Here is an 11,760-nt window from a genome sequence, read left to right on the forward strand (position 1 = left end):
GCGCCATGGAAGAGCTAGCGAGGCCCCGGCCGATCCGCACCTTCGCCCGCCTCGGCCGCGGCGCGACCTCGTCGCTCGCCATCGTCGCCGCCCTGTTTACAGGCGCCGGACCGGCGCAGGCGGAGAGGGTGGTGGGCAAGGCCGGAGCCGTGAACCCGTCGGTCAAGAGCGGCACCCGGATCATCGAGCTCGGCCAGGACATCATCTTCAAGCAGCGCGTCCAGACTTCGGCCGTGGGTACCGCTCAGCTGCTGTTCGTCGACAAGACCACGCTCAACGTGGGCCCCAACAGCAACCTCGTCATCGACGAATTCGTCTTCAATCCCGCCAGCGGCACCGGCCACATGGCGGCGACGCTCGGCAAGGGCGCGCTCCGCTTCGTCGGCGGCCAGACGAGTCACACCGAAGGGGTGACCATCCGCACGCCCGTCGCCACGATCGGCATCCGCGGCGGGGTCCTCAATCTGGAGTATGATCCGGCGACGCGCTGGTTCCGTGCCATCAACATGTTCGGGCGGCTGACGGTGACCACCGCGGCTGGGACGCAGACGATCACCCGGCCGGGCTTCGCCATCAGTGGCACGGCGGGTTCTGCCAGCGCGCCCACGCGGGTGAGCGCGGCCGAAATGGCCCAGGCGACGGCCGCCCTCACCAGCGGGAGCGGCCAAACGGGTGGTGCCAAGCGCCAGCCGACCGAGACCAGTGTCGCCACTGCCGGTGTCGGGCGCGCCAACGCCGGCACCATCCCGGGCGACGTGCGGCCACCCAACCAGCCGCAGCCGGTTCCGACCGCCGCCGCACAGTTCAGGACCGGCAATCCCCTGCTGGCGGCGATCACCAATATCTTCCAGCAGGCGGGCACGCAGCAGCAGGAGGTCGCGGCGGCGCAGTTCGCCGAGCAGAACCGGCCCAGTCCACCGCCGCCTCCGGGGCCGCCGCCGCCGCCCGGGCCGCCGCCTCCCGGGCCGCCGCCGCCTCCGGGGCCGCCGCCGCCGCCCGGGCCGCCGCCGCCGCCGGGGCCGCCGCCTCCAGGGCCGCCGCCCCCGCCACCACCACCACCCCCCCCGAGCCGGCAGCCGCGGGCGTTCCGGCTGACGATGGCTCCGGATCCGGCGCTGGGCTCGGGGGTGCCGTATATGCCAGCCGGCTTCGTCGCCGCGGGCACCTTCACCAACTCGGACGTCGTCGGCTTCGGAGGTGGCTCCGATTCCACCACGTCGCGCGTCATGCAGACCGGGCTCAACATTACGGGCTCGGGCCGGAACCAAGTCTCGACAGTCTACGTCATGACGGGGACGGTGAACCCGAATAACGGCGGCACCGTCACCTACCAGGGGATCGACGGCGGCGTGTCGGCAACCTCCCGGCGGGCGGCAAACGGGCCGATCGGTCGGGCCTCCGGCGGCGTCAGCGGCGCCGCCACGCTCGACGCCGCCAATTTCCCGGCGTCCCTGTCGATCACACAGAACCCTGTCGTGAACGGGCAGGTGGTGCAGGCTCCGGCGAACTACACGTTCGACGGAGCGCCCACCAACTACCAGTATTCGCAGCGGGCGACGCGGACGAATCCATCTGCTGGTCTCGGCGACAACCGACCGTCGACGACGCTCATCGGCTACGGCACCGGCCTGATGACGTCGACGAACGCGGACGGAGGGGCCACCACCTCGGCATACATCGGCGGCGTCGCGGTCGGGCTCGATGCGCTGACCTCGAAGGTCGGGGCCTTCTTTTTCGGCGCCACGGAAGCCTCCGACGCCGAAAAGAACTATACGTTCGGTCAAGCCCAGAGCCTGGGCGATTCGAGCGCAATTACTTACTCGAACAACAACAAGGGCAGCTACGTCGACTATAACAACTTCGCCGCACGCCGGAGCGACACTGCCAGCGCTTCTGCCGAGGGGCTGTTCGTCAATTCGCAAGCGGTCAACGCCGCTCAGTTCCTCACGGCCCAGGGGGTGACCACGCAATGCGCCTGCGACTACACGCGCTGGGGCTTCTGGTCGATCGACAGCAGCAGCGGCAGCCTGACGGCGGGCCCGACTGACAAGCTCCACCTGGGCACCTGGGTTGCCGGCGAGCCGACGGCGGCGGTCGACATTCCCACCCAGGGTGTGGCGACTTACGTCGGCCACACGGTCGCATCGATCCGCAACGGCGAGAGCGAATATGTCGCCGCGTCGAACTTCAGCAACCGGGTCGATTTCGCGCAGGGCCAGGGCACTGTGACCATCGACAATCTCGACGGCTACCGCTACGGCGGCGGTGTCACGCCGAACGTGATGCTGCAGCCCGGTGCCAACCTCTTCAGCAGCACTCAGCCGCTCGCTGGCACGCCGTTGGGAGGCGGCACCGCCGACGGCGGCCCGAGCGCCCTCCTGGTGGGCCAGTTCTATAAGGGCACTGCCGGCCCGGCGTCCGAGATGGGCGGCTTCATTGCCATCAACGGCCAGAACTACATGGGGCAGGGCATCTTCGTCGGTCGCCGCTGACCCCTCGGCGGCGCGCGGACCGCCATGGCGACATTCGAGTGGATCATCGCGTTATTGCTGGCGGCCGCGCTGCTGGCCGTCCTCGCCCGCAGGATGGGGATCCCTTATCCGACCCTGCTCGCGCTCGGCGGCGCCTGTCTCGCGCTTCTGCCTCAAAGCCCGAACTGGACGCTTGAGCCCGAGTTGGCGCTGGCGCTCTTCGTCGCGCCCGTCCTGCTCGATGCCGCCTACGACACGTCGACGCGTGACCTGCGCGCCAACTGGCTGCCGATCGCCGGTCTCGCCATCTGTGCCGTTTGTCTCACCACACTCGCCGTCGCGGTGACGGCGCGGCTGTTGCTGCCGGAGATGCCCTGGGCGATTGCGATCGCGCTTGGCGCCATTCTCGCGCCGCCGGATGCGGCCGCAGTCTCGGCGGTGATGCGGCAGGTTGGCCTGCCCCACCGTCTGCTCAAGATCATCGAGGGTGAGAGCCTGCTCAACGACGCGACGGCGCTGCTGATCTATCGGCTGGCGATCGGCACGGCGGTGGCGCAGGGCCTCTCGGACCTTTCCCTAGCGCCTGCCCTCGCCCTCGGCGTGGTCGGCAGCGTGCTGGCGGGCTGGGCTCTCGGACGCCTGCTGTCGTGGGTCATCGGCCTGTTCGAGGACGCTCCGACCGCGATCATCGTCCAGTTCGCGACGACCTTCGGGGTGTGGATCCTGGCGGAGCGAATGGGGCTCTCCGCCATCCTCACCATCGTCGTCTACGCCATCGTCATCGCCCGTACCTCGCCGATACGCACCCCGGCGCGGCTCCGCGTTCCGGCCTATGCCGTCTGGGAAACGGTCGTCTTCGTCCTGAACGCATTTGCGTTTGTGCTGATCGGCATGCAGATCGGACCGATCTGGCGGCGTCTCGATCCCTCAGAGCACGCCGCCTACGGAGTGTTCGCGCTGGCGGCCCTGGCCACGGTGGTGGCGATCCGCTTCGTCTGGGTTGCCGGCTACGGCGGCGCCATCCGCTTGAAGATGGCGCTTCGCGGCTCTCCCGCGGGGAGGAGGCCGGAGGTATCGAGCGCGCGCAACGCGCTGGTGATGTCGTGGTCCGGGATGAGGGGAATCGTCACTCTGGCGGCCGCCTTCGCCATTCCCGAGACGTTGCGCGACGGCTCGCCATTCCCGCACCGCGACCTGATCCTCCTGACGGCCTTCGTGGTCGTGCTCGGCACCCTGGTGATCCAAGGTCTGACCTTGAAGCCGCTGATCAGAGCCTTGAGAATGAGCGACGACGATCCCGTCGGGCACGAGATTGGCCGGGCGCGGGCCGAAGCCTATCGTGCGGCGCTGGCGGCCATCGACGCAGACCACTCCCTGGAGGCAGACGTCCTGCGCAAGGAATACTCCGGACTGATCGAGCAGGCTGATCGCCACCCGCATGGTCTGGCGCCCGGCGAATTGCCGGGCGACCCACTGCGTCGCCGCGCCATCCGGGCGGCACGGCAGAGGGCCTATGACATGAGGCGGCGGGGCGAGATTGGCGACGATGCCTACCATGCCCTGGAGGAGGAGTTCGACTGGGCCGAATTGAGCGCGGAGCGCAACTGATGGCGACCCATGGCTGAGGGCATGGATCTCGATGTGGCGGTGATCGGCGCCGGGGCGGCGGGGCTGGCGGCGGCGCGCACGCTCGTCGACGCCGGCATCGACACGCTCGTCGTGGAGGCCCGGCCACGCGTCGGCGGCCGCGCCTGGACGGCGCTCCACGTGGCCACGCCGCTCGATCTCGGCTGTGGCTGGCTGCATTCCGCCGAGGTCAATCCGTGGACGACGATGGCCCGCCGGATGGGCTTCACGGTCGACCGCACGCCCTCGCGCTGGGGCGAGCAATACCATGGGCTCGGCTTCTCACCTGCCGAGCAAGAGGCGTTTCACGAGGCGGCAACCGCCTTCTACGCGCGTCTGGGGGCGGCGGCACACGCGGGGGCCGAAGGGCGCGCCTCCGGCCTGCTCGACCCGGGCGGCCGCTGGAACGCCCTGCTGGGGGCCATCGGCACCTATATCGATGGGGCCGAACTCGACCGCATTTCGATCATCGACCATGAGCGCTATGCGGACACCCAGGCGAACTGGCGCGTCCGCGAGGGCTATGGCACTGCCGTTGCCGCGATGGGGCACGGGCTGGCGCTGACGCTCGACTGTCCCGTCACCACGGTCGACAGCCGCGGCCCGTGTATTCGCCTGGCGACGCCGCACGGGGATATCCTGGCGCGCGCCGTCGTCGTGACCGTGCCGACCACCGTACTCGCCACGGAGCGCCTGACCTTTTTGCCGGCGCGGCCCGACAAGCTCGCGGCCGCGCATGGCCTGCCGCTCGGCGTCGCCAACAAGCTGATGCTCCGGGTCAAGGTGCCGGAGCACCTGCCACAGGATGCGCATGTGTTCGGCTCGACCACGCGTGTCGCCACCGGCAGTTACCATCTGCGGCCGCTCGGCCGGCCGACCGTGGAAGGATATTACGGCGGCGAGCTTGCCAAGGAGCTGGAGCGCGGCGGCATTGCCGCCTTCACAGCCTTCGCCCTCGACGAACTGGCCGGGCTCTTCGGCGCCGAGATCCGGGCCAAGCTGGAACCGATCGTGGCCACCGCATGGAGCCGCGATCCGTTCAGCCTGGGCAGCTATTCGCACGCGCTGCCGGGCCATGCGGACGACCGCCAGGTGCTGGCCGCCGACATCGACGGGCGGATCTACTTCGCCGGCGAGGCCTGCTCACGGCACGACTATTCGACCGCCCACGGCGCTTATCGGACCGGGGTGGCAGCGGCGAGGGCCATCATTGCCGCCCGGGCCGGCTGAGGCGGTGGGGAGCGACACGGCCGCCTTGCGAGAGCATCGCCCGTGCCGGATCGAGGTGAAGCTCCACCCGCCTGACGTGCGCAGGATGGCGGCGCTGCCGGCCTTGACGCGCCTCGGCCCGGTTCTTATGGCGGAGCCGGGGCGTTAAGCTGCGGCAGAGCAAGCCGGGTCGGGCGTGGCGGAGGAAGCATGGGTGTGGTCGCCGCGCAGGTTCCGCTCGGGACGGCGCTGACGGGGTCCGCGGTCACGCTCGCCGGGCTGCGCATCGCCTTCCCGGCGCCGCGCCGGCGGGAGCCGCCCTTCACGGCCGTTGACGGCGTCGACCTCGAGGTGGCTACCGGCGAGTTCGTGGCCATCGTCGGGCCCACCGGCTGCGGCAAGTCCACCCTGCTCAATGCGGCCGCCGGCCTGCTGGTACCGAGCGCCGGCCGTGTCGCCATCTTCGGCGAACCGCTCGCCGGGCTGAACCGCCGGGCCGGCTACCTGTTCCAGGCCGATGCGCTGCTGCCGTGGCGGACTGCGCTCGACAACGTCGCGGTCGGCCTCGAGGTGGCGGGCGTCCCCACCGGCGAGGCGCGGGCACGCGCTCGCGGTTGGCTTGACCGTGTCGGGCTCGCGGCTTTCCTCCAGCGCTACCCGCACATGCTGTCGGGCGGTCAGAGAAAGCGCGTCGGGCTCGCCCAGGTGCTGATCCGCGACCCCGAGATCCTGCTGATGGACGAGCCGTTCGGGCCCCTCGATGCCCTGACCCGGCAGTTCATGGGCAACTTGCTGCTCGAGCTGTGGGGCGCCGCGCGCAAGGCCGTCCTGTTCGTGACCCACGACTTGGAGGAGGCGATCGCGCTGGCCGATCGCGTCGTCATCATGGGGGCGGGCCCCGCCGCGCGCATTATCGGCGAATGGCGTGTCGAGCTGCCGCGCCCGCGCGACATTGCCGAAGTGCGCCTGGAACCTGATTTTCACCGACTCTACCGGGACATCTGGTCGACGCTGCGCGACGAGGTGGCGAAGACCTACGCGCGCGGGGAGGGGCCGCTATGACCCGGCCGAAGCTGCTCGCGCTGCGGGTCGCCGTGGCCGTGGTGCTGATCGCCATGTGGCACGTGGGCAGCACCGTGCGCATTCCCGCCGGCGTTGTCTCCGCCAAGGCCGTCTTTCCGCTCGACCCGTTCTTCTTCTCCACGCCGCTCGCCGTCTTCGAGCGGACTTGGCGCGATTTCGCCAGCGGCGTCATCTGGTACCACCTGGGTGTCACGCTGCTGGAAACCGTGCTCGCCTTCGTCATCGGGGCGGTGGGCGGCGTGCTGATCGGCTTCTGGTTCGCCCGCCAGCACACCGTCGCTGCGGTGTTCGACCCCTATGTGAAGGCGGCCAACGCCCTGCCGCGCGTCGTGTTGGCGCCCATCTTCGCGCTGTGGCTCGGCCTGGGCATCTGGTCGAAGGTGGCACTGGGCGTCACGCTGGTGTTCTTCATCGTCTTCTTCAACGTCTACCAGGGCGTGAAGGAGGTGAGCCCCACCGTGCTCGCCAATGCACGCATGCTGGGCATGAGCGAGCGCCAGCTGCTGCGCCACGTGTACTGGCCGTCGGCGCTCACCTGGGTGTTCTCCTCGCTGCACACGGCGGTGGGCTTCGCCCTGGTCGGCGCCGTCGTCGGTGAATATCTGGGATCGGCCGCCGGGCTCGGCTACCGCATCCAGCAGGCGGAAGGCGTGTTCGATGTCGCCGGGGTGTTCTCCGGCATGCTGGTGCTGGCAGTATTCGTCATCCTGATCGATGCCGGCGTCAGCGCCATCGAGAACAGGCTGCTGGCGTGGCGGCCGGCGGCCGTCGCCGAGCGGCCATGACAGGGAGGCTCCCATGAGACTGTTCGCGAAAGCCGCGGCGCTGACGATGCTCGGCATACTTGCGGTGGCCTCGCCCGCCGGGGCGCAGCAGGCCGAAATGCCTAAGCTCACGCTGGGCGTGGGCGGTAAGACGCTCTTGTATTATCTGCCGCTGACCATCGCCGAGCGCAACGGCTACTTCAAGGACGAGGGGCTTACGGTCACCATCAACGACTTCGGCGGCGGGGCCAAATCGCTGCAGGCGCTGATCGGCAGCTCGGTCGACGTGGTGACCGGCGCCTACGAGCACACCATCCGCATGCAGGCCAAGGGCCAGAGCATCGTCTCGGTGATCGAGCTGGGGCGCTATCCCGGCATCGTGCTCGCCGTGCGCAAGGAGAGGGCCGATACCTACAAGACCATCGCCGACCTGAAGGGCGCCAAGATCGGTGTGACCGCGCCGGGCTCGTCCACCAATTTCTTCGTCGACTTCCTGCTCGCCAAGAACGGTCTCAAGCCGCAGGACGTGTCCTTCGTCGGTGTGGGCGGCGGCCTCTCCGCCGTGGCACAGATGACCCATGGCCAGATCGACGCCATCTCCAACCTCGATCCGGTCATCACCAAGCTGGAGAGCGACGGGGCCATTACCGTGCTGGCCGACAGCCGCACGGAAGAGGGCAACGCGAGGATCTTCGGCGGCACCAATCCGGCGGCCGTGCTCTACATGAAGAGTGACTTCGTCGCGGCCAACCCGGTGACCACGCAGAAGCTGGTCAACGCCTTCTACCGCGCGCTGAAGTGGCTGCATGCGGCGACACCCGAGGACGTGGCCAGGGTGGTGCCCGAGGACTACCTGCTCGGCGACCGGGCGCTCTACGTGGCCGCGGTGAAGGCCTCGAAGCCAACCTATTCGGTGACGGGGATCGTTTCGGACGCGGGCATGAAGAATGCGCTCGGCATGCTCACCGCCTTCGACCCGGAACTGGCCGGCGCGGCGATCGACCTGGCGCGCACCTTCGACGGTCGCTTCGTGGCAAGGGCGACGGAGGCGACAAAGTGAGGACCGCGGGGCACGGGTGAGCCGCTCAAGCTCCGGCCCGGCGGAGCCGGTGCCAGCCTCGCGGCCGGCTTGAACGCGAAGGGCCGGCATCGAGCCTCGCCCGATGCCAGCCCTCGATCCGATCCGCAGGGATAGCTTCGGGCATGCCGGCGATCGAACCGGGAAAATTAAAACCTAAACCGGCTAAATTGACAAGCAAATTCAGGTTGAAGCCGGCGCGCATGACCGTTTGCCGGGGCGCCGCGAGCCCAGGCGCTCCCATTTGTTTCGAAGCGTTCCCTTTCGTTCCAGTTCGCTTCTGTCTTTGAGGCGCTCGCGGAGCTAGAGCATTTCCGCGTTTCTTCAAATCGCCGAAATACTCTATCTGTTTGATTTGTCGCGTTTTCTTCACGCGAACCGGCGTCCGCTTCGCTCGAAAACGCGCTATGACCGGGTGGCTGCAACGTCGGCGGTCATCAAGGGCACGATCAGGCGGATGGTCGTGCCGCCGCCGCTCACGCTGTGGATCTCGATCGAGCCGCCATGGGCGGCGGCGATGCGCGACACCAGCGACAGGCCGAGCCCCGACCCCTCGATACTGCGGACGTTGGAGCCGCGGACCGACCGTCCCATGATGCCCGCGACCTCGTCGGCGGGAATGCCCATGCCCCGGTCGATGACGGCAATGACCCCGAGGCCCTCTTCGGTCGAGCAGGACAGCGTCACCGGCAGATCTCCGGCAAGCGCTGAATACTTTACCGCGTTCTCAAGGAGATTGATGATCGCGATGCCCAGCATCTCGGCGTCTGCCATGACGTCGGCGGCCTCCGCCTGGGCCGTGATCTCGACCAGGATCCGCCCTTGCAGCAGGTCGCTGCCACGCGCCGCCGCTGCCGCCACCAGTTCGCCCAGCGACGTCGGCCGCAGATGCGGCGCGAATGTCGGTCCCTGAAGGCGGCTGCGTGCGAGGTTGACCTCGAGCGTCTCGACCAGCCGCACGATGCCGCGGCGGACGCGGTCGAGCCGGCCGCGATTGGCCTGGTCGCTCGCGGGCAGGCTGAGCCCGATGCTGTCGACGTTGGAGCGGATGACAGCCAGCGGCGTGCGGTACTGGTGGGAGATGACCTCCATGAACCGCACCTGCTGCTCCTGCGAGAGCAGCTCGGCGCGCAGCGCATCCTCCGCTGTCCTCTTGGCGGCGGCGAGCTCGCTGGTCTTCTCCTCCACCATGGCCTTGGCCCGGCGCTCGGCCGCCTGCGCGGCCATGAGCGCCTCGGCGCTCATGGTCTTGTTCATCGCCTCGGCATCGCGCAGGCGCACGGCCAGCGCCCCGGTCAACAGCAACGTCTGTAACAGAGAGCTGACCGCATAGCCGTGCGCCATCCAGTTGGGCAAAGCCCACACGCCGGAACGCTGTGCCAGGGTGGCCACGAGGCCGATCCAGAGGATCAGGTAGGCGGCCGCGCGCAGACGCGTGCCGCTGCCCCCGTGCCCGACGCCTCGCAGGCTGAGCCCCGCGGCTGCGGTCGCCAGCAGCACGATAAGGATGTTGCCGAAAGGCGCGAACACCAGATTAGCGTTGAAGGCGACCAGGACGATGCCGAGCAGCCCGACGACGGCTCCGGCGAGGAACAGGCGGTTCGCCCAGGGCGCCCGGTCGGCCAGCTCCAGGATGCTCGCCGTGGCCAAGGAACTGGCACATAGCCCGAGCCAGACGGAGCCGCCCGTGAACATGTCGTTCCCGACGCCGCCGTCGGCGAACAGCAGCATGCGCGAGAGCCCCAGATTGCCCGCATAGACGAGCATCGCGCCGAAGATGCTGAACGCCAGGAGCGGATAGAACGGCTTGCGGTCGAAGTGAAAGAAGACGAGCTGGATCGCGAGCAGCACGCCCATCCCGCCGAACCAGACGCCCGAGCCCAGGCCCGTCAGGCTGATCCAGAAGGTGTGCAGGCGCGCCGGGTAGAGCGACGCGGATATGTTGAGCGACGAGTTGACGCTGGCGATGCGGATGTAGATCAGTGTGCCGCCGTCGGCGCCCCTCGGCAATGCAACGACGTTGTCCAGGCCTGACACGCCGTCTGTGGGCAACGGTCGATGGTCGCCCATGCGATAGTGAGCAAAGTCGCCGGCGGTCAGGCCGGGATGCCGAACGGCGGTGTAGACGTCTATGAAATCGACGAAATTCGGCGTCAGCGTGAGCAGCAGCGGTTCCGATTGCGTGGTCTCGACATGGAGCCGCAGCCAGGCCGCGTTGCGGGTATAGCCGAGGTTCACGCCGCGGCCGCCGACGGGCGTAAAGTCCGCGTCTGCCGCCATGACCTCCTGCAACGTCAGCGACCGCGACGGATCGACGAGCATCTGCATGGCGAAGGGCCATTGGTCGCCCAGGTGTGCCGTCCACGAGAGCGAAGGCACGGCGCCTGCGCCGCCGAGGCGAACGATGACGATCAGCGCGACGATGGCAGCCGCTGCTACGAGGGCTGCGACGAGAGAGACGCGGCCGCCGCTCTCCGAGCGATGCATGGTCAACCGGCCGCCTCCTTCCACTGCGCTGCCGCGCGAGCGCACGCTGGAGCGCGTGTCGATCGGGTGGCGCACCCGATCGGCTAGGACATGCTTCAGGACATCGAACGCCGACGCGGGCCCCGTTGTGGGATGAAGCGATGCTAAGATAAAGCGACATTGCGGCTGCCCCGATTCCGGAGCGTCCACCGCGTGATCGAGGCAAGGGGTGCGCACATGTCCCGCAGAGCCCGATGACATCAGATGTCGAGCGCTCCGCCGCCGGTGACCGGGCCGCCGAGCAGGCTCTGCGCGTCATCCTGGTGGAGGATGATCTCGACCTGCGACAGGGCGTCGCCGATTACCTGCGGCTCAGCGGCATCATCGTCGCGGACGTGGGCTCGGGGCTGGCCTTCTACAGGGCGTTGCGCTCGGAACGCTTCGATATTGCGATCCTGGACGTCAATCTGCCGGATACGAGCGGTTTCGAGCTTGCGCGCGACCTCGCGTCCGAGGGCCGCATGGGCGTCATTCTGCTGACCGCGCGTACGGGACGGGACGATCGCGTGCGCGGTTACGCCGAAGGAACCGATCTCTATCTAACCAAGCCGGTCGACGGCGAAGAGCTGCTTCTCGCCGTCCGGAACCTGGCCCGCCGCGTGCACGATCGCCGCGCGGCGTCCGGGGCCGCGAGTGTCGGGCCGGCTTTCGCGGGCGCGTGGCGGTTGGATGTGGTCCGCCAACGCCTTCTGCCGCCCGGCGGGGATCCGATCCACCTTTCGGGACGAGAGCTTCTGCTGCTGGAATACCTCATCCAGGCCAATGCGACGACGGTGTCTCGGGCGGAGCTCGGCAAGCACCTCGGCTATGCCGACGTTGGCGCCGAGAGCCGAAGCCTGGACGCCGTCCTGCGGCGCTTGCGGCAGAAGGCGAGCGAGCGCGGCATCGAGATGCCGCTGCGTACGGTCCATGCCGTCGGCATACGCTTCTCCGCGCCGCTCGTCATGCTGCACGACATCAGCGGCGGCTGAGCGTCGCTGCCGGGGCCGGGCGTTCCAAATCG

8 protein-coding genes are annotated in these 11,760 nt (G+C 68.7%); 7 read left to right on the plus strand and 1 reads right to left on the minus strand.

Translation table 11 applies throughout. The annotated features are described in order from the left end of the window. Positions 1 to 5 precede the first annotated feature (5 nt). The 6 genes from IEW34_RS15125 to IEW34_RS15150 all read left to right on the plus strand — a co-directional run bounded on the left by IEW34_RS15125 (position 6) and on the right by IEW34_RS15150 (position 8,213). Positions 6 to 2,492, plus strand: coding sequence for a FecR family protein (locus tag IEW34_RS15125; protein WP_188610040.1), 2,487 nt, complete (start codon positions 6 to 8; stop codon positions 2,490 to 2,492). Between the two features lie 24 nt (positions 2,493 to 2,516). Then, on the plus strand, positions 2,517 to 4,079 hold the full coding sequence (locus tag IEW34_RS15130) for a Na+/H+ antiporter (RefSeq protein ID WP_188610041.1): 1,563 nt from the start codon (positions 2,517 to 2,519) through the stop codon (positions 4,077 to 4,079). Positions 4,080 to 4,088: 9 nt separating this feature from the next. Beyond that, a complete protein-coding gene (locus tag IEW34_RS15135) occupies positions 4,089 to 5,327 on the plus strand; it encodes a flavin monoamine oxidase family protein (protein WP_188610042.1) in 1,239 nt (412 codons plus the stop codon). A 189-nt stretch (positions 5,328 to 5,516) separates the two neighbouring features. Next, positions 5,517 to 6,368, plus strand: a complete 852-nt coding sequence (locus IEW34_RS15140) for an ABC transporter ATP-binding protein (RefSeq protein WP_188610043.1) — start codon at positions 5,517 to 5,519, stop codon at positions 6,366 to 6,368. Then, entirely contained in the window at positions 6,365 to 7,174 is an 810-nt protein-coding gene (locus IEW34_RS15145; RefSeq protein ID WP_188610044.1) for an ABC transporter permease, read from the plus strand. The genes IEW34_RS15140 and IEW34_RS15145 overlap by 4 nt, the downstream gene beginning before the upstream one ends. 13 nt (positions 7,175 to 7,187) lie before the next feature. Then, positions 7,188 to 8,213 (plus strand): ABC transporter substrate-binding protein, encoded by a 1,026-nt coding sequence (locus IEW34_RS15150; RefSeq protein ID WP_188610045.1) that lies wholly within the window; start codon positions 7,188 to 7,190, stop codon positions 8,211 to 8,213. Between the two features lie 423 nt (positions 8,214 to 8,636). Here IEW34_RS15150 and IEW34_RS15155 read toward each other — a convergent pair whose 3' ends face one another. Continuing rightward, positions 8,637 to 10,718, minus strand: a complete 2,082-nt coding sequence (locus IEW34_RS15155) for a sensor histidine kinase (protein ID WP_244642027.1) — start codon at positions 10,716 to 10,718, stop codon at positions 8,637 to 8,639. A 233-nt stretch (positions 10,719 to 10,951) separates the two neighbouring features. Between IEW34_RS15155 and IEW34_RS15160 the strand changes: the two genes are divergently transcribed. Next, the gene (locus IEW34_RS15160) at positions 10,952 to 11,728 is read left to right on the plus strand and encodes a response regulator transcription factor (protein ID WP_188610047.1); all 777 of its coding nucleotides are present in this window, start codon (positions 10,952 to 10,954) and stop codon (positions 11,726 to 11,728) included. Positions 11,729 to 11,760: the final 32 nt, after the last annotated feature.

It is taken from the genome of Chelatococcus reniformis (genome assembly GCF_014640075.1).
Lineage (GTDB): Bacteria > Pseudomonadota > Alphaproteobacteria > Rhizobiales > Beijerinckiaceae > Camelimonas > Camelimonas reniformis.

Excerpts from the sequence above, each read along its gene's own strand:
- IEW34_RS15125 (WP_188610040.1), top strand. The coding sequence starts at position 6 with ATGGAAGAGCTAGCGAGGCCCCGGCCGATCCGCACCTTCGCCCGCCTC.
- IEW34_RS15130 (WP_188610041.1), top strand. The coding sequence starts at position 2,517 with ATGGCGACATTCGAGTGGATCATCGCGTTATTGCTGGCGGCCGCGCTG.
- IEW34_RS15135 (WP_188610042.1), top strand. The coding sequence starts at position 4,089 with ATGGCTGAGGGCATGGATCTCGATGTGGCGGTGATCGGCGCCGGGGCG.
- IEW34_RS15140 (WP_188610043.1), top strand. The coding sequence starts at position 5,517 with ATGGGTGTGGTCGCCGCGCAGGTTCCGCTCGGGACGGCGCTGACGGGG.
- IEW34_RS15145 (WP_188610044.1), top strand. The coding sequence starts at position 6,365 with ATGACCCGGCCGAAGCTGCTCGCGCTGCGGGTCGCCGTGGCCGTGGTG.
- IEW34_RS15150 (WP_188610045.1), top strand. The coding sequence starts at position 7,188 with ATGAGACTGTTCGCGAAAGCCGCGGCGCTGACGATGCTCGGCATACTT.
- IEW34_RS15155 (WP_244642027.1), bottom strand. The coding sequence starts at position 10,718 with ATGCATCGCTCGGAGAGCGGCGGCCGCGTCTCTCTCGTCGCAGCCCTC.
- IEW34_RS15160 (WP_188610047.1), top strand. The coding sequence starts at position 10,952 with ATGACATCAGATGTCGAGCGCTCCGCCGCCGGTGACCGGGCCGCCGAG.